Consider the following 22,618-nt stretch of genomic DNA (forward strand, 5'->3'; position numbering starts at 1 on the left):
AATTCCCCACGGCAAGGAGTCGTTCCGATGTCCAGGAAGTACCTGCTGCCCGGTGCCGCCGTCGCACTGGCGATGATCGCGACCCCGCTGACGGCCGGCCCGGCCTTCGCGGCCCCGGAAGCGGCCACGGTCGTCTACTACGACACCTCGGACGCCCCCACCTTCCGCGACGTGATCAACGCGGGCGCGGCGAACTGGAACGCGGCGGTGTCGAACGTCAAGCTCGAGGAGAGCTCTTCGGGCGCGACGCTGCACTACACGGAGGGCAACGACCCGCGCGGCTCGTACGCCCAGACCGACGGCCACGGCAGCGGCACGATCTTCATCGACTACACCCAGGCCGAGCAGTACAACCAGACCCGCATCGCGGCCCACGAGACCGGGCACGCGCTGGGCCTGCCGGACCACTACGAGGGTCCGTGCTCGGAGCTGATGTCGGGCGGTGGCCCCGGCCCGTCCTGCACCAACGCGAACCCGAACGCCGAGGAGTCCTCGCAGGTGGAATCCCTGTGGGCCAACGGCTTCGCGGGCGCGCGCAAGGCGCCGACCCGCGTCTACGAAGTGACGATGCCGGTCAAGTGACCGGCGTCTGACGTCGTCGGGGGAGGCCGCACCGGGTACGCCCGGTGCGGCCTTCGTGCGTCAGAGGCGCGACAGCAGCCTGTCCCGCGCCACCTCGAGGTGGGCCGTCATCGCCTTCCTCGCCGCGACCGCGTTGCCCGCGATCAGCGCGTCCACGATCGCCCGGTGCTCCGTGATCGTCTGCTCGCCGAACGGCTGGTTGTAGTTCAGCCGGAAGAAGTGCAGGTGGCAGTGGGTACGCGCGAACGCCTGCTCGACCGCGACGTTGCCGGCCAGGCGCAGGATCAGCTCGTGCAGCCGCTGGTCGTGCGCAGTCAGCGCCTTGTAGTCCTTGTACGCGTCTTCCGCCGGGGCCGGCGGGCACGTCGCCAGCTCCGCGTCGAGCAGGGCCACGTTCTCGTCCGACATCGCGGCCGCCGCCAGTGCCGCCGACGGCGGCTCCAGCAGCAGGCGCAGCGCGTACATGTCGTCGACTTCCTTGCGGTTCAGCAGTTCCGTGACGCGGTAACCGCGCAGCGGGAGCCTGCTGACGAGTTCCTCCGACTCGAGCCGGGCCAGCGCTTCGCGCACCGGGGTGCCCGAGACGCCGAGCTCACGGGCGATCTCGTCGATGTTGACCCGGGCGCCCGGCGCGATGCCGTCGTTCATGATCAGCGCCCGGATCTGCTCGTAGACGCCGTCGGCCAGCACCTGCCTGCCCGGCAGGGCCTCGAGCCGCCGTTCGCCCGTCATCGGACCCCTCTCTCCGTCGGTCCAGGCTACTGCGTGGCCGGCTCCATCGTGGCTGGTTCGAGCAGCGGGCCGAACGCGTCGAGCACCGCGCGCAGGTCGTCGGCTCCCCCGGCTTCGTGGCCGTTGTAGTCCCAGACGCCGATCTCCTTCGGCCCCCGGTAGGCGTGGTAGGCGCCGAACACCGTGGAGGGCGGCACGATGCCGTCCATCAGCCCGGCGCTGAACCAGGCGGGTGCCTCGGCGCGCGCGGCGAACCCGACCCCGTCGAAGTAGGCCAGCACCGCGAAGACCCGATCGACGGCGTCCCGGTGCTCGGCCAGGTACCGCGACAGCTCCACGTACGGCCGCTCACCGCCGATCAGGCTCGCGCGCCGGAAGTCGCAGAGGAACGGCGCCTGCGCGTGCAGCGCCGCGACGTCCGGCACCAGTCCCGCGGCGGCCAGCGCGATGCCGCCGCCCTGGCTGTTGCCGAGCACCGCGACCCGCGCCGGATCGACCTCCGGCAGCGCGCGCACGGCGTCGACCGCGCGCGCCGCGTCGGTGAAGATCCGCCGGTAGACGTAGGTTTCGCGGCTCTCGATGCCGCGGGTCAGGTGGCCGGGATAAGCGGGCCCGCTGCCGGCCGGGTCGGGCGTCACCCCGCCCTGGCCACGCACGTCGACCTGCAGGTGCGCGTACCCGGCGGACGCCCAGTGCAGCTCCTGGAGCGCACTTCCCCGGCTGCCGCCGTAGCCGTGGAACTGGACGATCGCGGGCAGCGGCCCGACGTCGCCGCGGGGCCGCCGCAGCCAGGCCCGGATCGGGTGTCCGCCGAACCCGGCGAACGTCACGTCGAAGACGTCGAGGGTGCGCAGCGGCGTCTCGACCGGTGTCACGCGCACGTCGATGTCGTGCGCCCGCGCTTCGGTCAGCGTCGAGGCCCAGAAGGCGTCGAAGTCCGGCGGTGCCTCGTATTCGCTGCGGTAGGCCCACAGCGCGTCGCGGCCGAGGTCGGTCAGCATCACAGTCCTTTCAGGACGGTCGACTCCCCGGTCCGCAGCCACAGCTCGGTGTCCCGGCCGCGGTAGCGCACCCGGACCGGCTCGGCCGGGTCGCCGGAGAGCCGCCGAACGACGGCGTAGCGCAGTTCGCCGTCGCGCCACTCGAGGTCGACCGCGAGCCCGCCGCGGCAGCGCAAACTGCGCGCTTCGCCGAAGGTCCAGTCCGCCGGCAGTGCGGGCAGCAGCGAAACCACGCCGTGCTGGCTCTGCACCACCAGTTCCGCGAGCCCGGCCGGGAAGCCGTAGTTGCCGTCGATCTGGAACGGCGGGTGCGTGCTGAAGAGGTTGGGCAGCAGCCCGCCCCACTCGGAGCCGTCGACGGGGGCGTCGCGGTGGCGGTCGCCGGTGAACGGCTGGGTCGCCTCGCCCAGCAGCTTCCGCGCGGTCTCGCCGTCGCCGAGCCGGGCGCGCAGCGCGATCTTCCAGGCCCAGGACCAGCCCATCGCGCCCGGTCCCCGCCGGTCCAGGACCCGCCGGGCCGCCTCCACCAGTTCCGGGGTGTCGAGCTGCCCCAGCGGGTACAGCGCGACCAGGTGCGACAGGTGGCGGTGGGTCGGATCCTCCTCGGGCAGGTCTTCGGCCCACTCCCCCAGCCGCCCGTCGGGCAGCACGGGCACCGGACGCAGCCGCGGCAGCGCGGCCTCGATCTCGGTGCACACCGGGTCGTACACCCCGAGCGTCTCCGCGGCGGCGAGGCTCCGCTCGAACACCGCGCGGATCAGGACGAGGTCCATGGTCGCCGAATGCGTCAGCGACTCCTTCGTCCCGGCCTCGGAAAGGAACAGGTTCTCCGGCGACGTCGACGGGCAGGTGCCGAGGAAGCCGTCGTGCTCGACCAGCCAGTCGAGGCAGAATTCGGCGCAGCCGCGCAGCAGCGGCCACGCCGTGCGCTCGAGAAAAGCGCGGTCACGGGTGAAGTCGTAGTGGTCCCAAGCGTGCTGGACGAGCCAGGCGCCGCCCAGCTGCCACAACGCCCACGAGGGATTGCCGTGGCCCATGCCCGCCGGCAGCGCCCAGCCCCACGGGTCGGTGTTGTGGTGGGCGACCCAGCCGCGGGCGCCGTACAGCTCGCGCGCGACGCCGGCACCGGTGACGGCGAGCTTGCCGAGCAGCTCGAACAGCGGCTGGTGGCACTCGCCGAGCCCGGTCGTCTCGGCGGCCCAGTAGTTCATCTGGGTATTGATGTTGATCGTGTAGTTCGACGACCAGGCCGGGCGCAGGTCGTCGTTCCAGATGCCGGACAGGTTCGCCGGGGGCGCGCCGGGCCGGGACGCGCTCGCCAGGAGATAGCGCCCGTACTGGAAGAGCACGGTCGCGGTGAGCTGCTCGTCCGGCCCGGACAGCAGCTCGGCGACGTCGTGGGTGCCACCCCGCCGTTCGCCGAACCGCAAGCTGGACGCACCGAGCAACGGCCGCAGGTCGGCTTCGTGGTCCCGCCGCAATGTCTCGATACCTGCCGCCACGGCCCGTTCGGCGAGCACGGCCGCGCGTCGCCGGTGCTCGTCGCGGGTGTGCTGACGGTCGCCGATCCAGGCGTCGTACGCGCTGGTGGAGCTGGCCAGGACGATCAAGAAGCCGGACCCGGTCCGGGCGACCCGGACGGAAACCGCGCCGAACGGGTCGTAGTCTCCGGCCGTGCCGTACCGCAAGGGCTCCTCGACCTGCGGTTCGTGCCGCGGCGCCCCGTCGACCGGGATCTCGATGCCCAGGTCCAGGCCCTCGCGCGACACCTCCCGCAGACGTGTCGACACCTCGACACCGACGTCGACCGGGCCGGACAGCGCGACGCACAACACCTGCGCGGGCCGGCTCACCCAGACCGTCCGCTCGACGTCGTGCCCGCCGATGGTGAGCTTTTCGGTGACGACGCCGCTGTCCAGGTTGAGGGTGCGGCCGTGCGAAGTTCCTTCGGGCAGCGTCAGCCAGAGGTCCACATACGGCAGGAACTCCTGGCTGTACGGGCCTTCGAACGCCATCAGGAGTTCTTCGGCACGCCGGGAGTCCTTCGCGAACACGGCTTCCCGCACTTCGGCGAGCCGGTCCGGTCCGGCGTCGACGGCGGCCAGCGCGGCGGCCGGGCCGTCCGGGGTGCCGGACCAGACCGTGGCGTCGTTGACCTGGATCCGCGTGCGGCCGGCACCGCCGAAGACCATCGCGCCGAGCCGGCCGTTGCCGACCGGCATCGCCTCGGTCCAGTCGCGCGCCGGACGCGGCCAGGAGAGCAGGAGATCCGTCATTTCACCCCGCGAACCCTAGACGGTGATCTTGTCGACGTCGTAGACATAGCCTGCCTGGTTGCCGATCTGGACGGTGTTCGCGCCCGCCCGCAGGTACACCGGGACGGTCGTCGTCTGCGGCGTGTTCCAGTCGTTGTCGTTGCTCCCGTCGACCGGCAGCGGGAACGAGGTCCCGTTCACCGTGACGATCCCGGTGCGGCTGGAATCACCGTCCACGTAGGACAGCTGCAGCAGGTAGGTGCCCGCCTTGGCCACGGTCACCGCCGGCAGGACGACGTACCCGCTGCCGCCGAGGTAGCCGACCTTCTTTCCGTTGCTGCACGCGCAGTCGTAGACGGTGGCACCGCCTTGCGGACTGCCGTTTTCCGCCTCGTACGCCTTGGGTCCGTCGGCGGCGGGCGTGGTCAGGCCGACTTTCTTACTGGGCGCGGACGGCCTGCCGTACCGCTGGTTCGCGACCACCGTGAATTCGTACGCGGTCGAAGGCTGGAGACCGGTGACCGTGGCACCCGGGCCGTTCACCGTGCTGACCTTGCGGCCGTTCACGAGGACGTCGTAGTTCTGCGCGCCCTTCGAGGCGTCCCAGGCCAGGGAGACACTGGTGCCGGTGGTCGTAGTGCCGTGCACGACCGCGGGCGCCTGAAGCGCGGCTCGGTCGCGCGGGGTGACCTTGAACAGCCGGGAACCGTGCGCCGGCAGGTCGGCCGACGCGGTGCCGACGTTCTGGTGCGCCCAGAGGTCACGGATCTCCACCGGGCCGGCGATGCCGAGCTGCGCGAAGTCCGCGCTGACGCGGGCGGGCGTGGCGGCGAGGTTGAACAGCGCGACCGTGTAGCTGCCGTCGGCGTTGCGGTTGTACCAGACCTGCTGGTCGGTCGTCCGGCTCACCGGCTTGGCCGGGATCCCGGCCTGGTTGACCGCGATGACCTCGTCGTTGGTCAGCAGCTTGACGCCGTAGTCGTCGAGTTTGGTCAGGTCGTCGCCGATGTAGAGCGGCGCGGCTTCGATCGCCCACAGCGTCATGTAGCTCTGGCGCTCGGCTTCGGTGAGCCCGTCCATCTCGCCGCTGCCGACGTCGAGGGAGTCGAGGTTGTTCCAGTGCCCTGGCCCGGCGTCGGGGATCCACTGCACGACGTCGTTCCAGCGCTGCTTGACCGAGTTGTCCCAGGTCACCAGGGTGTCGCAATAGCACTCGACGTCGGTGTCGACGCGCCAGCCGTTGGTGTTGGCCTGCCAGACGTCGGCCTGGCGGTGGCTGAGCGCCCAGGAGACGACGAACTCCATCGGGCGGCCGGTCTTGGCGATGGCCTTGTGCCACGCCTCGACGTCGCTGGTGTTGGTGTAGTTCTCGCCGCCCTTGAAGGAGCCGGGGCCGACGCCGTCGAGCTTGAGGAAGTCGACACCCCAGCCGGCCAGCAGCTTCGCCACGGAGTCCACATAGGACTGGGCGCACGGGTTCGTGAAGTCGATCTTGTAGGCGGAGTCCCAGCCGTTGGTCTTGCGCAGGTCCGGGTAGACGAGGTCCCGGGTGTGGCAGTCCGCGGCGCCCGCGATGGGCGAGTTGCCGTCGTTGTAGGCCTTGAGGTCGAGGCCGACGGCCAGGTAGGACCCGAGCTTGAGGCCCTTCTGGTGGACGTAGTCGGCAACGTACTTCATGCCGTCGGGGAACGTCGCCGGGTTGACGACCGGGCGGGCGTACTCGTCGAAGCCGTTGGACCAGCCGGCGTCGATGTTGACGTAGTCGTAGCCGTGCTGCTTGAACTTCGCGGCGAGGACGTCGGCCTGCTGGAGGACGTGGGCCTCGGTGAGCCAGCTGGCCGAGCCGGTCGGGTTCACGCCCGGGTAGTTCGTCGATTCGAGACTCCAGCTGCTCCAGCCCATGTACGGCTTCTGAGCCAAGGGTTGTTGCTGTGGTTCCGCTGCCGTGGCCGGGGGAGCCGCGAGCAGGCCCGCGAGCACCGTCAGTCCGGCGAGGGCACCCAGGGCCCGTCTGCCGCGTGCTGCCATGACCACTCCTTCGAGGTCGGTGGGGACTTCGTCAGACATCGGAGGACCACGGCCGTTATCGAGGGAACCGTGGATCCTATAGGATCGACGGTTACGGATTCTTGCTGCGCTGGCTCACCGATGTCAACGCCCGACCAGGACAAAGATCGGACGAATCTGGAACTGTCGGGGGTGGCGGCTAGGTTCGGGGCATGTTGACCACGCTGGCCGTCGCGAACTACCGCTCGTTGCGCGACCTCGTGCTGCCGCTGTCCGGGCTGACGGTGGTCACCGGCCCGAACGGCAGCGGCAAGTCGAGCCTGTATCGGGCGTTGCGCTTGCTTGCGGACGCGTCCCGCAACGGCGCGGTGGCGGCCCTCGCGCGTGAAGGCGGCCTGCCATCGACGTTGTGGGCGGGCCCGGAGACGATCGGCAGCGCGGTACGCGAAGGCCGCACGCCGGTCCAGGGCACGGTCCGCTCGAAAGCGGTCGGTCTCCGCCTGGGCTTCGCGGGCGACGAGTTCGGCTACGCCCTCGACCTCGGCCTCCCCGTGCCCGCCGAGACGGTGTTCAACCTGGACCCGGAGTTCAAACGCGAAGCGGTCTGGTCCGGCCCGGTCCTGCGGCCCACGGCGTTGCTGGCCGACCGCGCGGGCCCGTCGGTGCGCACACGCGTCGCTTCCGGTGGCTGGGGTTCGGAGCAGTTCAAGATCCGGCTGTCCGACAGCATGCTGAGCGAGTTCGCGGACCCGCGCGCGTGCCCGGAACTGCTGGTCCTGCGCGAGCGCATCCGGTCGTGGCGCTTCTACGACCACTTCCGCACGGACGCCGCGGCCCCGGCCCGCCAATCCCAGCTGGGCACCCGGACGTTCGTCCTGTCCCACGACGGCGCCGACCTCGCGGCGGCGTTGCAGACGATCATCGAAGTGGGCCGCGCTTCGGACCTGGAATCAGTGGTGGACGCGGCCTTCCCGGGCTCACGCCTATCGGTGACTTCCACCGACGGTGCGCTGTCGATCCGCTTCCACCAGCACGGCTTGCTGCGCCCACTGTCGGCGGCGGAGCTGTCGGACGGGACCCTGCGGTACCTGCTGTGGGTGGCGGCGCTGCTGACCCCGCGGCCGCCGGAGCTGCTGGTGCTGAACGAGCCGGAGACGAGCCTCCATCCGGACCTCCTCCCGGCCCTGGCGGTGTTGATCGCCACGGCGGCGAAGGAGACACAGGTCGTGGTGGTTTCGCACGCGGGTCCGTTGATCCGGGCGCTGTCCGAGGTGGCGGAGGTGGGGACGGTGGAGCTGGAGAAGGAGTACGGGGAGACGAAGATAGTGGGGCAAGGGAGGTTGGACCGCCCTTCGTGGCACTGGCCCGCCCGCTGATCCCAACCCGGCCGCTCTCACACTCCAGCCGCCACCACTCTCGCGCTCAGCCGCCCCCACACCTCGGCCTCGCTGGGCCGGCGTCCCGCGCCCGCACACTGCTTCGCGCCAGGCCGCCGTGTTGCTCGCGCGTTTCGCGCCCGCGGTTTCAGCGTTCCACGCCCCGGCAACGGTCCTGAATGAGTCATTCAGGTCACCGGAGGTCCTGAATGACTCATTCAAGACCTCGGCCGACCGGTTCAAGCCGGACCCAACGGCCCTACTCCCCCGCGGCACCGAGCCCGATGGTGGATGGGCACGTTCCCGCGCCCGAAAGCTGCCGATCATGCGGTTTCCCGCCCTCGCCACCGGACTCCTGGCCGCCGTACTCGTGAGCGCCTGCTCCGCGACACCCGCCGCGCAGACCCCTCACCCGGTACCGACCACAGTGACCGCCGAGCCCGTAACCGTCACCGAAACAGCGACCACCACGGCCACCGTCGCGGTCACCACGACCACCACCGCACCGGCACGCAAAGCCCCGGCCACCCGCCCCAAAGCCGAGGACTGCCAGACCGGCAGCTGCCTCAACGCCGCCCGCGGACTCACCCAAGACCAAGTCCTCCGCGAACGGGACGCCTGGCTCGCCACTCACCCCGGCTGGTGCGCGGCCGGCAAAACCGGCGCCGTCGCACCCTGCTGATCACTCCAGCAGCCAAGCCAAAGACCCATCCGCAGCCAGCCCCGCAACCGCCTCCCGCACCGAAGACGGATCCGACGACGGCAGCACCAACAAGTTCTCCGCGTAGAACCGCGTAGGCCGAGGCCGATTCCCGAACCAATGGGTGGTCTCCAGATCCGCCCACCCGAGCGCAACCGCCAGCTCCTCCGGCGAGTAAACCCGCAACGCGAACCGCCGATCACCGAAGGCCAGCCCACCGTCCGACACCGACCAAGCACCCGCGCCCCCCGGCGCGAGCGAAAGCAGCCAGTCGAATCGCCCCTCCGCCGCCAGCCGGCCGATCTCCTCCTCCGCCGCCTCGCGCGTGATCTCCGGCACCACCACGACGTTCATGTCGTAGTAGCGCGGCTCATCCTCGACGACCTGGACGATCCGGGTCGGGTCGAACAGCATCATCGGGAACCGCCGGTCGCCGTACGCCAGGTGGGCGTGCAGCACCACGCCGCGGTCAGCCGCCAGCAGCCAGTCCGGCCGGTCGAAGCCCTCCGGCGTGACGAGTTCCCACTTCACCGCCCGCGCGTACTTTCGCGTATCTCCAACGCGAACGGCGTCTGGATGTCCTGCGCCGGCAACGCCTTGTCCCCCGTGATCCGCCGGTGCACCAGATCGATCGCCGCCTCGGCCAGCGCCGCCTTGTCCGGCGCGATCGTCGTCAGCGACGGCAAGGAAAACGCGCTCTCCTCGTTGTTGTCGAAGCCCACGATGGCCACGTCCTCCGGCACCCGCAGCCCCAGCTCCGCCACCGCCCGCATCGCGCCGATCGCCAGCAGGTCGTTGAAGCAGAACACCGCGTCAGGCGGCGACGGCAACCCCAGCAACGCCTTCATCGCCGCCGAACCCACCGAACGGTGCCACTTCTCGGCGGGCGCAACCAGAGCGTCCGAATAGGACAGTCCAGCGGCGGTCAACGCCTCCCGATACCCCGCCAGACGCTGCGAAGACGTCCCACGAGCGGGATTGCGCCCGATCGCCGCGATCCGCGTGCGCCCCAAGGAAGCCAGGTGGGACACCGCCGTGTGCGCGGCCAGGACGTTGTCGATCGCCACGTGGTCGATCGGCACGTCGACCGCGTGCTCGCCCAGCATCACCAGCGGGATCTCGCCCGGGGACGGGAAGTCCGCCGCCTCCAGGGCTTCCGGGTGCACCAGCGCCCCGTCGACCAGGTGCGGGCCCAGCGACGACAGCGTCTCGCGCTCCCGGGACCGCGTGCCCTGCGTCTGTTCGATCAGGACGCTCCACCCGCGCTTCTGGGCGGCCGTGATGACCAGGCCGGCCAGCTCGCCGAAGTACGGGATGGACAGCTCCGGCACCATCAGCGCCAGGAACCCGGTGCGGCCGCGGCGCAGGTTCCGCGCCCCGACGTTGGGCCGGTACCCCGTGGCCGCCAGCGCCTCCTCCACCCGCCGCCGGTTTTCCGGCTTGACGAAGGCGTAGCCGTTCACCACGTTCGACACCGTCTTCACCGACACTCCGGCGAGCGTGGCCACGTCCTTGAGCGTCACGGTCACGGGCGGCTCCTTCGAGATAGTGAGCCCGAAGCATAGCGACATTTTGCCGGTTTACAACGTTGTTCCAACGATGTAAAAAGTACCTCAAGGCTCCCGCGGTGACTCCGATCACCCCGGTGAGCGGGCCACCACCGTCGCTGCCCGAGGAGTCACCCGTGCCGCTGTCCACCCGTCCCCTCCTGATCGCCGCCACCACGGCCGCCGCCGCGCTCGCCCTCACCTCCTGCACCAGCAGGGAAGAGTCCCCGGCTGCCCCCTCCAGCGGCGGCGGCCCCGCCGCCAGCGCCCAGTCCGTCGCGCCCAGCGCCGACGGCTGCACGCTCCAGAAGACCGGTTACCCCAAGGTCGACCTGAAGACCGCGGTCGTGGGTTTCTCACAGTCCGAAAAGGAAGCCAACCCCTTCCGGATCGCCGAGACGCAGTCCATCAAGGACGAAGCCGCCAAGCTCGGCATCGCGAGCGACAAGCTGCTCGTCACCAACGCCCAGAGCGACCTCAACAAGCAGATCAGCGACATCAAGTCGATGCTCGACCGCGGCGCGCAGCTGCTCGTCGTCGCGCCGCTGAACTCCGACGGCCTCCAGCCGGCGCTCGACGCCGCGAAGGCCAAGAAGGTCCCGGTCGTCACCATCGACCGCAAGGTGACCTCGCAGCCCTGCACCGACTACCTGACCTTCATCGGCTCCAACTTCGTCGAGCAGGGCAAGCGCGCGGCGCAGGAGATGGCGCGGGTCACCGGCGGCACCGGCAAGGTCGCGATCCTGCTCGGCGCGTCCGGCAACAACGTCACCACCGACCGCACCTCCGGCTTCAAGGACGAGCTGGCGAAGACGCCCGGGCTGTCCGTGGTCGCCGAGCAGACCGGCGAATTCGACCGGTCCAAGGGCCAGGCCGTGATGGAGCAGCTCATCCAGAGCCACCCGGACATCACCGCCGTCTACGCCGAAAACGACGAAATGGGCGTCGGCGCCGTCAACGCGCTGAAGACCGCCGGCAAGACGCCGGGCAAGGACGTCAAGGTCGTCTCGATCGACGGCACCCGCAACGCCGTGCAGCTCATCGCCGACGGCAGCTACAACGCCGTGATCGAGTCGAACCCGCGCTTCGGCCCGCTGGCTTTCCAGACGCTGCAGAAGTTCGAGTCCGGCGAAGCGATCCCGGCCAGCATCGTGATCACCGACGACCAGTACGACGAGACCAACGCGTCGCAGAAGGTCGGGAACGCGTACTGATGACGGCAGCCACCGAAGAGGACGTCGCCATGACGACCGCACCGGTGCTCGAGGTGGCCGGGGTGACCAAGCGGTTCCCCGGCACCCTCGCGCTCGACGACGTCAGCTTCGCGCTGCGGCCGGGCGAGGTGCACGCGCTGGTCGGCGAGAACGGCGCCGGCAAGTCCACGCTGATCAAGGTGCTCACCGGCGTCTACCAGCCCGACGAGGGCGAAGTGCGCCACCTCGGCGAGCCGGTGTCGTTCAAGCGCCCGATCGACGCGCAGCGCGCCGGGATCTCCACGATCTACCAGGAGGTCAACCTCGTCCCGCTGATGAGCATCGCCGGCAACGTCTTCCTCGGTCGCGAGCCGCGCACCAAGGCCGGTCTGGTCGACTGGTCGAAGATGTACGCCGACGCCCGCGAGCTGCTCAAGGGCTACGGCATCGACGACGACGTCAAGCGCCCGCTGCACACCTTGGGCGTCGGCGCGCAGCAGATGGTCGCGCTCGCCCGCGCGGTCTCGACCGACGCGAAGGTCGTCATCATGGACGAACCGACGTCGTCGCTCGAGCCGCGCGAGGTCGAGACGCTCTTCGAGGTGCTGAACCGCCTGCACGCGGAAGGCATCGCGATCGTCTACGTCAGCCACCGCATGGACGAGCTGTACCGGGTCTGCGAAAGCGTCACCGTGCTGCGCGACGGTCGGGTCGTCCACAGCGGACCGTTGAAGGACCTGCCGCGCATCGAACTGGTGAGCAAGATGCTCGGCCGGGAGATCAAGCAGATCCGCGAAGAGGGCGTCACGGCGTTCGGCGAGGAACACGACGTCGAGCGCGAGCCGCTGCTCAAGGCGGAAAACCTGTCCGGCATGCGGAAGCTGCACGACGTCTCGGTGAGCATCCGGCCCGGCGAGGTCGTCGGCCTCGCCGGACTGCTCGGCTCCGGCCGCAGCGAGACCGCGCGGGCCATCGTCGGGGCGTTCCCCCTCGACGGCGGGTCCGTGCTGCTGGCCGGGAAACCGCTCAAGAAGGGCCGGATCAAGGCCGCCATGCGGGCCGGGATCGCGCTGCTGGCCGAGGACCGCAAGACCGACGGGATCATCCCGAACCTGTCGGTGCGCGAGAACATCGTGCTCGCCGCGCTGCCGACGCTCTCGCCGTTCGGCCTGGTCAGCAAGGCCAAGCAGGACAAGGTCGTGAAGATCTTCATGGAGCGCCTGCGGATCAAGGCGGCCAGTCCCGAGCAGAAGGTGTCGGAGCTGTCCGGCGGCAACCAGCAAAAAGTACTGCTCGCCCGCTGGCTCGCCACCGGCCCGAAGATCCTGCTCCTCGACGAACCGACGCGCGGCATCGACGTCGGCGCCAAGGCCGAAGTCCAGGCGCTGATCGACGAGCTCGCGCAGGAAGGGCTCGGCGTGCTGCTCATCTCGTCCGAACTCGAAGAGCTGATCGACGGCTCCGACCGCGTGGTCGTGCTGCGCGACGGCTCGGTCGTCGGCGAGCTGACCGGCGACGGCATCACCGAGGAGAACGTACTGACCGCGATCGCCGCCGAAACCACCGAGGGTGACAACGATGTCTAGCGCCACCCTGACGAGAACCCCCGACCGCGCGAAAGTCACGGCGTGGCTGCAGAACTACGGCGTCTACCTGGCCGTCGTGGTGCTGCTGCTGTTCAATGTCGTGTTCACCGAGAACTTCCTGTCCGCGGCCAACTTCCGCACCCAGCTGGTGCAGGCGGCGCCGGTCTGCATCGTCGCGCTGGGCATGGCGCTGGTGATCGGCACCGAGGGCATCGACCTGTCGGTCGGCTCGGTGATGGCGATCGCCGCCGCGCTCATCCCGCTCTACCTCGGCGCGGGCCCGCTGATGGCGATCATCGTCGCCGTCATCGCGGGCGTGGTCTCCGGCCTGTTCAGCGGCTACCTGGTGGCGTACCTCGGCATCCAGCCGATCATCGCGACCCTGGCGCTGCTCGTCGGCGGCCGCGGACTCGCGCTGGTCATCGCCCACGGCCAGCTCGTCCAGCTGCACAACCAGGACTTCCTGGAACTGGGCACCGGAGACCTGCTCGGCATCCCGATCATGGTGATCGTCGCGGGCGTGCTGGCGGTGCTGACCGGGCTGGTCGTGCAGCGCACGACGTTCGGGCGGCACCTGGTCGCGGTCGGCGGCAACCGCCCCGCGAGCACCCTGGCCGGCCTGCCGGTGAAGCGCGTGCTCATCAGCGTCTACGTGATCTCCGGGGCGCTGGCCGCGATCGCCGGCGTGCTGGCGACGTCGCGGCTGGCCGCCAGCGACCCGAGCGACGTCGGCCTGCTCATGGAGCTGTCCGCGATCACCGCGGTCGTCGTCGGCGGCACGCCGCTGACCGGCGGCCGGGTCCGCGTGCTCGGCACCGTGTTCGGCGCGCTGCTCATGCAGCTCGTCCAGGCCACCCTGATCAAGCACAACCTGCCGGACTCGACCGCGCAGATGGTCCAGGCGGCCATCATCGTCGTCGCGGTCTACGTCGCGCGCGAGCGGAGCAGCCGATGACAGCCCAGACCGCCACTCCGGTTCCGGCGCGCAACGCCGCGTTCGCCGGTGTCCTGCAGCGCCAGGGCGCGGCCGTCGTCCTCGTGCTCGGCGTCGCCGCGGCGTGGTTCGCGTTCCCGCACTTCGGCACCGCGGACAACTTGCGCAGCCTGGTGCTGCAGGGGTCGTTCCTCGCGGTGATCGCGCTCGGCATGACGTTCGTGATCATCTCCGGCGGCATCGACCTCTCGGTCGGCTCGAACTACGCGCTCGGCGGCATCCTCGCCGCGTGGGGCGCGCAGTACGGGATCGTCGTCGCGATCCTGCTGCCGCTCGCGGTGTGTTCGCTGATCGGCCTGGTCAACGGCCTGCTCATCGCGCGCACCGGGATGGCGCCGTTCATCGTGACGCTGGCGTCCCTGCTGTTCGCCAGGGGACTCCTGCTCGCGCTGACGTCCGAAGGCTCGACGACGTACAAAGTCGACCCCGGCTCGGCGTTCCTCTGGCTCGGCCAGGGCACGATCTTCGGCGTCGGCGTCCCGGTGTACCTGACGCTGATCCTGTTCGCGCTCGGCGGGCTCCTGCTGCGCCGCACCCGGTTCGGCCAGTCGGTGTTCGCCATCGGCGGTGCCGAGCAGTCCGCGCTGCTGATGGGCCTGCCGGTGGCCCGCACCAAGATCAGCCTCTACACGCTGAGCGGCGCGCTGGCCGGCTTCGCGGGCGTGCTCACCGCCGCGTACCTGCAGTCCGGCGTCACGGTGATCGGCGTCGGCACCGAACTGGACGCGATCTCCGTCGTCGTCATCGGCGGCACGCTGCTCACCGGCGGTGCCGGGACGATCATCGGCACGCTCGTCGGCGTGCTGCTGCGGACGCTGATCCAGAACGTCATCAACCAGATCGGCACCCTCGACTCCAACTACCAGACGGTGGTGAGCGGGGCCTTCCTGCTCGTCGTCGTGGTGATCCAGCGCCTGCTGGCGCGTTCCCGAACCCGCTGAGTCCCCAGCCCCCCACCAGGAGGTCTCAACGATGTTCCGTCCTGCCCGAAATACCCGGAGATGGCTGACCGCGGCCGCCGCGTTCGCCGTCGCGGTGGCCGGCCTCGGCACCGTGCCGGCCGCCAGCGCCGCCGACGCACCCCAGTGGCAGCGGCTCACCCCGCCGCTGAGCACCCCGTGGACGAAGGACGTTTCGCCGGCGAACGCCCTCCCCGACTACCCCCGGCCCCAGCTGACCCGCGACAAGTGGCAGAACCTCAACGGCGTCTGGGAGTTCGCCAAGGCGACCCCGGGTGAGGCCGCGCCGGTCGGCAAGACGCTCGGCGAGCGCATCCTCGTGCCGTACCCGGTCGAGTCCGCGCTGTCCGGGATCATGCGCCACGAAACGAACATGTGGTACCGCCGCACGTTCGAGGTCCCGAAGACCTGGCAGGTCGGCAAGGGCGGCCAGCGGCTCCTGCTGCACTTCCAGGCCGTCGACTACGACGCCACGGTGATCGTCAACGGCAAGACCGTCGGCCGCCACACCGGCGGCTACGACGCCTGGTCCGTCGACGTCACCGACGCGCTGACCACGGCGAAGTCGCAGGAAGTCGTCGTCGGCGTCGCCGACCCGAACGACCAGGGCGGGCAGCCGATCGGCAAGCAGCGCCAGCCCGGCGACGGCATCTTCTACACGCCGTCGTCCGGCATCTGGCAGACCGTCTGGCTGGAACCGGTGGCGTCCGCGCGCGTCGACCGGCTCGACGTCACGCCCGACGTGGCGAGCGGTTCGGTCACGGTGAACGCCGTGGTCGGCGGCCCGGTCAGGCAGCGCGTCGAAGCCGTCGCCTACGACCACGGGCGCCCGGTCGGGCGCGTGTCCGGTGACGCGAACCAGCCGTTGAAGCTCAAGGTGGACCGGCCGCACCTGTGGTCGCCGGACGACCCGTTCCTCTACGACCTGCGCGTGAAGCTGTCGGGCGGGGACGAGGTCGGTTCGTACTTCGGCATCCGGTCGATCAGCGTCGGCAAGACCGCCGACGGCAAGCAGCGGATGCTGCTCAACGGCAAGTTCGTCATGCAGGTCGGCCCGCTCGACCAGGGCTTCTGGCCGGACGGCATCTACACCGCGCCGACCGACGCGGCGCTGAAGTTCGACCTGGAGCAGGAGAAGGCGCTCGGCTTCAACATGGTGCGCAAGCACATCAAGGTCGAGCCGGACCGCTGGTACTACTACGCCGACAAGCTCGGGCTGCTGGTGTGGCAGGACATGCCGGCGATGAAGGACGACGTCGAGCCGTCCGCGGCTTCGCGCGTCAACTACGAGTCCGAGATGAAGCGGATGATCGACCAGCACCGCAGCTTCCCGTCGATCGTCACGTGGGTGCCGTTCAACGAGGGCTGGGGCGACTACGAAGTCGGCCGGATCGCCGACGAGGTCAAGTCGTGGGACCCCTCGCGGCTCGTCAACGCGGAATCCGGCGTCAACTGCTGCCGGTCCGAACCGGACAGCGGTCGCGGTGACATCTACGACGACCACACCTACACCGGTCCGGGCACGCCGATCCAGACCGGGACGCGCGCGGCGGTCGACGGCGAGTACGGCGGCCTCGGCCTGAAGGTCGCCGGCCACGAGTTCGACGCCGCGGGCAGCTTCGCCTACGAGATGGAGCCCGACAGCGCGACGCTGACCCGGCGCTACGGCGAGCTGCAGCAGCGCCTGCTGCTGGTCGCCCAGCGGTGCGGCGTCTCGGCCGGCGTCTACACGCAGACCACCGACGTCGAGAAGGAGGTCAACGGCTTCTTCACCTACGACCGGCAGGTGAAGAAGATGGACTTCGCGGCGGTCCGCGCGGCGAACCTCGCGGTCATCAAGGGCGCCACCGGGGCTCCGGTCTCCGGTCCGTCGGTGCCCGCGGGCACCCCGGGCATCGACGGCATCGCGGCCTACGGTTTCGACGAGAACACCGGTACGACGGCCGCGGACAGCGTCGGCGACCACGACGCCACGCTCGTCGGCGGCGCGTCCTGGACGGCGGGCAAGACCGGCTCGGCGCTGGCGGTCAACGGGTCGGGCCAGTACGCCGACACGGGTGCCGCGCTGGTGAACACCGAAGGCAGCTACAGCGCGGCGGCGTGGGTGAAGTTCAACGCCGTGGGTGACGGCTTCCAGACCGTGGTCAGCCAGGACGGCGACAGCAACAGCGCGTTCTTCCTGCAGTACTCCGGTCAGGACCACCGGCTCGCGATGAGCTTCGTGGGCACGCGGGCTCTGGCGCCCACGGCCCCGGAAGCGAACCGCTGGTACCACGTGGTCGGCGTCCGCGACGCGGCCGCGGGCACGCTGAAGCTGTACGTCGACGGCCAGCTGGCGGCCACGAAGAGCGTCTGCCTCGGCGACGCGTCGACGGGCCACACGGTGATCGGCCGCGGCAAGTACGGCGGCAACCCGGTCGACTACCTCAACGGCGCGGTCGACCAGGTGCACGTGTACGACCGCGCCCTGTCCGACGCGGACGTGAGCGCGTTGTACTCGAGCGGCAAGTAAGCAGTCCCCCGAAATCCGGGGAGGCCGGGCGACCGGCCTCCCCGGATTTTTTCGTCCTCGCGTTTGACCTGGAGCGCGCTCCAGCCCCTAGCGTCGTCCTCGCAACGACGTACTGGGGAAAGGAACCCGCCATGACCGACGAGCGCTTCGAACTCGGCCTGAAGACCCTGTCCGCCATCGACGGCGAGAGCGGGCAGCGCGTGCTCGACAACCTCGCCGACGTCTCCCCCGCGCTGGCGGAAGCCGTCGTGTCGTGGGGATTCGGGGAGATCTACGCGCGGCCGGGGCTCGAGCCGCGCGAGCGCCAGCTCGTGACGCTCGGCATGCTCACCGCGCTCGGGGGCTGCGAGCCGCAACTGGAGGTGCACGTCAACGCGTCGCTCAACGTCGGGCTCACGCCCGCGGAGATCGTCGAAGCGCTCCTGCACTCGGCGGTCTACTGTGGATTTCCGAAGGCGCTGAACGCGACCTTCACGGCCAAGAAGGTCTTCGCCGAGAGGGGGCTGCTGCCGGTGACGAGCGCATGAGGGTCGTCCTGTTCGGCGCGACCGGCATGGTCGGCCAAGGCGTGCTGCGGGAATGCCTGCGCGACGAACGGGTCGAGGCGGTGCTGGCGGTCGGCCGGTCCCCGGCCGGCACCAGCCACCCGAAGCTGCGCGAAGTCGTCGAGCGGGACCTGTTCGCCCTCGAGCCGATCACCGGGTACGACACCTGCTTCTTCTGCCTCGGGGTGTCGTCGGTGGGCGTGTCACCGGAGGACTACGAGCGGATCACCTACCAGCTCACCCTTTCGGTGGCCCGGAAGCTGCCCGAAGACACCACTTTCGTGTACGTCTCGGGCGCGGGCACCGACAGCACCGAGCGCGGCCGCGTGCGCTGGGCCCGGGTGAAGGGCGCGACGGAGAACGCGCTGGCGCGGCTGCCGCTGCGGACGTTCGCCTTCCGCCCCGGCTACATCCAGCCGCTGCACGGCATCACGTCGAAAACCCCGCTGTACCGGGTGCTCTACCGCGTCGCGATGCCGCTGTACCCGGTGCTCAAGCGGCTGTTCCCGCGCGCGGTGACGACCACCGAGGACATCGGGCTCGCGATGCTGGCGGTGGCCTCGTCGGGGTACGAGAAGCCGATCCTGGAGAACGCGGACATCACCGCCCTCGCGCGACGAGACCGGCCAGCAGGTTCGTGAGGTTCTCCGCCACCACGGCCTCGAACCCGGGCGCGCCACCGGCCTCGGCCGTCGCGAGTGCCACTGCCTCCGTCGGGTTCGCGTAGGGCCACGCCCCCGACACCACGACCACGACGGACCGCGCGAACACCCGGGCCGCGTCCGCCGACAGCTCCGGGACGCCGGCGCGGACCAGCGACGCCAGTCGTTCGAGGTTCGCGGCCGCGCGGTGCTTGAAGCCGCGGGCGAAGTCCAGGGAGATGTTGCGTTCCAGCACCGGCGCCATCGCGCTGATCAGCTCGCACAGCAGCCGACGTTCCGCGAGCGTCGATGCAATCGTCCCGGCGATCCGCTCCTCGCGCGCGGAGGGCGGGCCCGGCAGGTCCCCGAACGCCAGCTCGTCGAGCCACGCCGACCACGATCCGTCGAGGACCTCGAGGAAGATCGCCTCCCGGCTGTCGAAGTAGCGGAGCACATTGGACTTCGCGAGCCCGACGCGGCAGCTGAGCTCCCGCAGGCTGATCTCGGCGACCGGCCGCTGCCCCAGCATCTCCCGGGCGGCGGCGAGGATCGCGGTCCGGCGCGCCTCGATCTGCTCGGGACGGCGGGCGCGCTGGAATCCGGCGCTCATGCTCCCCGACGGTACCGGTCAGTCGCGGCGGGCGGCCGGTTCCGCGCGGCGCGCCTTCACCCGGCGGTAGCTCCAGATCAGCAGCGCGAACAGGATCGCCGACGACAGGATCAGGCTCGACCCGGTGCTCCAGCCGCTGAACGGCAGCGACTTCACGGTGCCCCAGACGATCCCCGCAGCCAGCAGCGCCAGCCCGGCCAGCACCGAGCCTGCGATCCGCAGCGGCGAGGACACGCTGTCCTCGGCCGCCTTCATCGCGCGGTCGCGGACCGGGTCGACGTACTTCTCGAGCGCCGGGAACTCCGAGGCGAGCAGCAGCAGCCCGGCGAGCACCAGGAGCAGCCCCGGCCCGGGCAGTACGAGCAGCAGCACCCCGACCACCAGCAGGACCGCGCCCGCCGAGGCGATCAGGACGCGCTTGGCCTGTTTGCCGATGCCCACCGGTGCTCTCCCCTCGTTTCGCCCGATTCTTCCTGGTCGCGGGTTCGCGTGCCACTCACGAGGGCGGATACCCGCGCCAAGGCCACCGCAAAGCCCGCGAGCGCGACCAGTCCGAGCGCGATCACCAGACCCGGCCAGACGTAGAGCACCTGGCCGAAGGTCCCCTGCCGGCCGGCGAACACCACGCCCAGCAGCTGCGGCAGAAACGCGAGCACCGCGAACGGCAGCAACGGCGGCACGACGCGCCACCACCGGGACTTCCGCCGGGCTCGCCGCACCCCCAGGACAGCGAGCCCGGCAGCGATGAGCGCCAAGCCTCCGAGCACCCAGTCGGCCACGACGCCGGCGGGCAGGGACACCTCGGGCGCGCCGCCTTCGAGCAGGTCCGCGAGGCCCTGGGCCAGCAGTTCGGCTTCGTTGTCCAGTGCCATACCGGTGTTCGCCATGACGGCGACGCCGTAGCCGCCGGGCAGCAGCACCTGGGCCGCGGTGTGGGAGAACCAGTCGCCGGTGTGCGAAACCCGGCCGTCCCGGACGGTCCAGCCCAGCGCGTAGCCGCGACCGGGGGCCGGGGTGTGCGCGAGCGCGGCCGAAGCCGGCGAGAGGACGCCACCGCCGTCGCGCTGGGCGATCAGCCACCTGGCCAGGTCCCCGGCGGTGCTCAGGACGCCGTGGCTGCCGCCGGTGAACCAGTCCGGTTCGGACACCGGCACCTCGATCCCGAACGCCCGGACGTACCCGGCGGTCCCGGCCGGCGGCGTGTCCACGGTGGTGCTCGCCGTCATGCCGAGCGGCCCGAACAGCCGGGTGCGCAGGTACTCCGCGAACGGCTGCCCGGCCACCACCTCGACGATGCGGGCGGCCACCTCGTAGTTGGGGTTGTGGTAGTGGAACTCGGCCCCCGGTTCGCTCGCCAGCGGCGCTTCGCGCAGCCGGGTGACCGCTTCGGCGAGGGTGCGCGGCTGCGCCAGCTTCAGGTCGGGGAACGCGGAGTCGGCCATCCCGGACGTCTGGTCCAGCAGCATCCGGACGGTGATCCGGGCGCCCCGCGGGTCGGCGAGCCGGAAGTCCGGGAGGTAGCGCGTGACCGGCTCGTCGAGCCGGAGCTTCCCGGCCTCGGCGAGCTGGAGCACCGCGAACGCCGTCATGGACTTGCTCACCGACGCGATCGGCAGCCGGCTCGCCGCGGTGACCGGCGCGCCCGCGGCGTCGTGACCGTAGCCCGCGACGCGGACGACGTCACCGTTGTGAGTGACGGCTACCGCGGCACCGGGCAGGCCCGTGTGGTCGAGGTAGGCGCGGACGTAGCCGTCGACGTCCGGAGGCGCAGCGGCGGTGGCCGCGGGAGTCGCGGTGGCGAGCAGCAGAGCCGTGAGCACGAGGAAAAGCCTGGTCATGGGGGTAAAGCTAGGGATTTCGCGGGTCCGCCACCGCTGCCGGACGACGTCGGGGACCCCCTACTTTCGGCACCTCCTTGACGGCCGCGGCACCTCGTGCCATAGTCAACGCATCGGTTGATAAACAGATTGGTTGATAAAGATGGCGCTTGACGAGGAGGGACTGAACCGGGCGTTCACCGCACTCGGCGACCCGGTGCGGCGGGCGATCGTCGCCCGGCTCTCTCGCGGCGAAGCGACGGTGAACGAGCTGGCCGAGCCCTTCGAGATCACCAAGCAGGCGATCTCCCGGCACATCCAGGTGCTGGAACAGGCCGGGCTGATCACGCGCAGCCGCGACGGCCAGCGCCGGCCGTGCCACCTCGTCCCGGCCGCCCTCGAAGCGCTGACCGGCTGGATCGACACCTACCGGCTGGCCACCGAACGCACCTACCGGCGGCTCGACGCCGTCCTGGAAACCCTGGAGGAAAACCCATGAGCACCACGATCACCGCCCAGCCCGCCACCCCGTTCATCGAGATCACCCGCGAGTTCGCGGCCTCGCCGGACAAGGTCCTGCGCGCCCACACCGACCCGGAGCTCGTCGTCCGCTGGCTGGGCCCGCGCGGCATGGAGATGGAGCTGCTCGAGTTCGACGCCCGCTCGGGCGGCGGCTACCACTACGTCCACCGCGACGACCGCGGCGAATACCGCTTCCGCGACGTCTACCACACGGTGAGCGCCGACCGGATCATCCAGACCTTCGAGTTCGAGGGCGCCCCCGGCGAGGTCTGCCTGGAGTCGATGACGCTGGTCGACCTCGGCGGCCGCACCCGGCTCGAGAGCCGCTCGGTGTTCCCCTCGGTCGAGGCCCGCGACGCGGCGGTCGAGAGCGGCATGAACAACGGCATCACGCAGTCGTACGAGCGCCTCGACGAGGTACTGGAGAAGGAGGACTGACATGCCGGTCGTCGCGAGCTTTTGCATGTCGCTCGACGGCTTCGTGGCGCGGCCCGACGACAGCGTCGGGCCACTCTTCGACTGGTACACCGCGGGCGACATCGAAGTGCCGATGGTGGGCTACCCGATCACGTTCCGCGTCACGCCGTCGAGCGCGGACTACCTGCGAGCGCAGCTGGAATCGGCGCGCCACAGCGCTTTCGTCTGCGGCCGCCGGGTGTTCGACCACACCCACGGCTGGGGCGGCCACCCGCCCGGCGGCGGGACGGCGTTCGTGGTGACCCACCGGCCGCCGCCCACGGATTGGTCCGCGGAAAACCTGGCGCCGTTCACGTTCGTCGGCGACGTCGCCACCGCGATCGAGCAGGCGAAGGCGGCCGGCGACGGCAACGTCGGCGTCTCCGGGCCGGACATCGCCCGGCAGTGCCTGAACCTGGGCCTGCTGGACGAGGTACGGATCGACCTGGTGCCGGTGTTCCTCGGCGAAGGCGTGCGCTACTTCGAAGACCTCGGCGCCACGAAGGCCGAACTGGAACGCGTGGAGGTCGTGGCCGGCGAAGTCGTCACCCATCTGCGATACCGGGTGCACCACCGCTGACTT

22 protein-coding genes are annotated in these 22,618 nt (G+C 70.5%); 13 read left to right on the forward strand and 9 right to left on the reverse strand.

All coding sequences use genetic code 11. From position 1 onward, the window contains the following. Nucleotides 1-27: 27 nt before the first annotated feature. A complete protein-coding gene (locus H4696_RS26945; RefSeq protein ID WP_086858740.1) occupies nt 28-582 on the forward strand; it encodes a snapalysin family zinc-dependent metalloprotease in 555 nt (184 codons plus the stop codon). 60 nt (nt 583-642) lie between these two features. On the opposite strand, the gene H4696_RS26950 is transcribed toward H4696_RS26945, so the two are convergent. The 4 genes from H4696_RS26950 to H4696_RS26965 are packed head-to-tail and all read right to left on the reverse strand — an operon-like array spanning nt 643 to nt 6,598. Next, nucleotides 643-1,314 (reverse strand): GntR family transcriptional regulator, encoded by a 672-nt coding sequence (locus H4696_RS26950; RefSeq protein ID WP_086858739.1) that lies wholly within the window; start codon nt 1,312-1,314, stop codon nt 643-645. Nucleotides 1,315-1,340: 26 nt separating this feature from the next. Then, the gene (locus H4696_RS26955) at nt 1,341-2,315 is read right to left on the reverse strand and encodes an acetylxylan esterase (RefSeq protein WP_086858738.1); all 975 of its coding nucleotides are present in this window, start codon (nt 2,313-2,315) and stop codon (nt 1,341-1,343) included. Beyond that, nucleotides 2,315-4,591: a glycosyl hydrolase family 95 catalytic domain-containing protein gene (locus H4696_RS26960; protein ID WP_086858737.1), complete on the reverse strand. Its 2,277-nt coding sequence runs from the start codon at nt 4,589-4,591 to the stop codon at nt 2,315-2,317. The genes H4696_RS26955 and H4696_RS26960 overlap by 1 nt, the downstream gene beginning before the upstream one ends. Before the next feature lie 15 nt (nt 4,592-4,606). Further along, a complete protein-coding gene (locus tag H4696_RS26965) occupies nt 4,607-6,598 on the reverse strand; it encodes a CBM35 domain-containing protein (RefSeq protein WP_211299658.1) in 1,992 nt (663 codons plus the stop codon). Between the two features lie 191 nt (nt 6,599-6,789). On the opposite strand from H4696_RS26965, the gene H4696_RS26970 reads away from it, so the two are divergent. Both H4696_RS26970 and H4696_RS26975 read left to right on the forward strand, forming a co-directional pair. Continuing rightward, nucleotides 6,790-7,953 carry an AAA family ATPase gene (locus H4696_RS26970; protein WP_086858735.1) on the forward strand — a complete coding sequence of 388 codons (1,164 nt, stop codon included), beginning with the start codon at nt 6,790-6,792 and terminating at the stop codon, nt 7,951-7,953. A 325-nt stretch (nt 7,954-8,278) separates the two neighbouring features. Further along, nucleotides 8,279-8,635 (forward strand): hypothetical protein, encoded by a 357-nt coding sequence (locus H4696_RS26975; protein ID WP_143265032.1) that lies wholly within the window; start codon nt 8,279-8,281, stop codon nt 8,633-8,635. On the opposite strand, the gene H4696_RS26980 is transcribed toward H4696_RS26975, so the two are convergent. Both H4696_RS26980 and H4696_RS26985 read right to left on the reverse strand, forming a co-directional pair. Beyond that, nucleotides 8,636-9,184, reverse strand: coding sequence for a hypothetical protein (locus H4696_RS26980; RefSeq protein WP_086858733.1), 549 nt, complete (start codon nt 9,182-9,184; stop codon nt 8,636-8,638). Then, on the reverse strand, nt 9,181-10,182 hold the full coding sequence (locus H4696_RS26985) for a LacI family DNA-binding transcriptional regulator (protein ID WP_086858732.1): 1,002 nt from the start codon (nt 10,180-10,182) through the stop codon (nt 9,181-9,183). Before H4696_RS26985 ends, H4696_RS26980 begins: the two co-directional genes overlap by 4 nt. A 155-nt stretch (nt 10,183-10,337) precedes the next feature. Here H4696_RS26985 and H4696_RS26990 point away from each other — a divergent pair, with 155 nt between their 5' ends. The 7 genes from H4696_RS26990 (at nt 10,338) to H4696_RS27020 (ending at nt 18,630) form a co-directional block, all read left to right on the forward strand. Then, nucleotides 10,338-11,414 (forward strand): ABC transporter substrate-binding protein, encoded by a 1,077-nt coding sequence (locus tag H4696_RS26990; protein WP_086858731.1) that lies wholly within the window; start codon nt 10,338-10,340, stop codon nt 11,412-11,414. After that, nucleotides 11,414-12,979, forward strand: a complete 1,566-nt coding sequence (locus H4696_RS26995; protein ID WP_086858730.1) for a sugar ABC transporter ATP-binding protein — start codon at nt 11,414-11,416, stop codon at nt 12,977-12,979. The genes H4696_RS26990 and H4696_RS26995 overlap by 1 nt, the downstream gene beginning before the upstream one ends. Beyond that, on the forward strand, nt 12,972-13,934 hold the full coding sequence (locus tag H4696_RS27000; protein WP_086858729.1) for an ABC transporter permease: 963 nt from the start codon (nt 12,972-12,974) through the stop codon (nt 13,932-13,934). The genes H4696_RS26995 and H4696_RS27000 overlap by 8 nt, the downstream gene beginning before the upstream one ends. Then, nucleotides 13,931-14,914, forward strand: coding sequence for an ABC transporter permease (locus H4696_RS27005; protein ID WP_086858728.1), 984 nt, complete (start codon nt 13,931-13,933; stop codon nt 14,912-14,914). Before H4696_RS27000 ends, H4696_RS27005 begins: the two co-directional genes overlap by 4 nt. 31 nt (nt 14,915-14,945) lie before the next feature. Continuing rightward, nucleotides 14,946-17,444, forward strand: a complete 2,499-nt coding sequence (locus H4696_RS27010; protein WP_086858727.1) for a LamG-like jellyroll fold domain-containing protein — start codon at nt 14,946-14,948, stop codon at nt 17,442-17,444. Nucleotides 17,445-17,575: 131 nt separating this feature from the next. Next, nucleotides 17,576-17,971 carry a carboxymuconolactone decarboxylase family protein gene (locus H4696_RS27015; protein WP_086858726.1) on the forward strand — a complete coding sequence of 132 codons (396 nt, stop codon included), beginning with the start codon at nt 17,576-17,578 and terminating at the stop codon, nt 17,969-17,971. Further along, nucleotides 17,968-18,630, forward strand: a complete 663-nt coding sequence (locus H4696_RS27020; RefSeq protein WP_086858725.1) for a Rossmann-fold NAD(P)-binding domain-containing protein — start codon at nt 17,968-17,970, stop codon at nt 18,628-18,630. Before H4696_RS27015 ends, H4696_RS27020 begins: the two co-directional genes overlap by 4 nt. On the opposite strand, the gene H4696_RS27025 is transcribed toward H4696_RS27020, so the two are convergent. Genes H4696_RS27025 through H4696_RS27035 form a run of 3 tightly spaced genes read right to left on the reverse strand, consistent with a single transcriptional unit; the run spans nt 18,590 to nt 21,078 of the window. After that, nucleotides 18,590-19,240, reverse strand: a complete 651-nt coding sequence (locus H4696_RS27025) for a TetR/AcrR family transcriptional regulator (RefSeq protein ID WP_086858724.1) — start codon at nt 19,238-19,240, stop codon at nt 18,590-18,592. The genes H4696_RS27020 and H4696_RS27025 overlap by 41 nt on opposite strands. Before the next feature lie 18 nt (nt 19,241-19,258). After that, nucleotides 19,259-19,681 (reverse strand): PGPGW domain-containing protein, encoded by a 423-nt coding sequence (locus tag H4696_RS27030; protein WP_086858723.1) that lies wholly within the window; start codon nt 19,679-19,681, stop codon nt 19,259-19,261. Then, nucleotides 19,648-21,078, reverse strand: coding sequence for a serine hydrolase domain-containing protein (locus tag H4696_RS27035; RefSeq protein ID WP_225955818.1), 1,431 nt, complete (start codon nt 21,076-21,078; stop codon nt 19,648-19,650). Before H4696_RS27035 ends, H4696_RS27030 begins: the two co-directional genes overlap by 34 nt. Before the next feature lie 142 nt (nt 21,079-21,220). Between H4696_RS27035 and H4696_RS27040 the strand changes: the two genes are divergently transcribed. Genes H4696_RS27040 through H4696_RS27050 form a run of 3 tightly spaced genes read left to right on the forward strand, consistent with a single transcriptional unit; the run spans nt 21,221 to nt 22,615 of the window. After that, nucleotides 21,221-21,556 carry an ArsR/SmtB family transcription factor gene (locus H4696_RS27040; protein WP_086858722.1) on the forward strand — a complete coding sequence of 112 codons (336 nt, stop codon included), beginning with the start codon at nt 21,221-21,223 and terminating at the stop codon, nt 21,554-21,556. Then, nucleotides 21,553-22,017: an SRPBCC family protein gene (locus H4696_RS27045; RefSeq protein ID WP_086858721.1), complete on the forward strand. Its 465-nt coding sequence runs from the start codon at nt 21,553-21,555 to the stop codon at nt 22,015-22,017. The genes H4696_RS27040 and H4696_RS27045 overlap by 4 nt, the downstream gene beginning before the upstream one ends. A 1-nt stretch (nt 22,018) precedes the next feature. Beyond that, nucleotides 22,019-22,615, forward strand: a complete 597-nt coding sequence (locus tag H4696_RS27050; RefSeq protein WP_086858720.1) for a dihydrofolate reductase family protein — start codon at nt 22,019-22,021, stop codon at nt 22,613-22,615. Nucleotides 22,616-22,618 lie beyond the last annotated feature (3 nt).

The organism is Amycolatopsis lexingtonensis (genome assembly GCF_014873755.1).
GTDB classification, from domain to species: domain Bacteria; phylum Actinomycetota; class Actinomycetes; order Mycobacteriales; family Pseudonocardiaceae; genus Amycolatopsis; species Amycolatopsis lexingtonensis.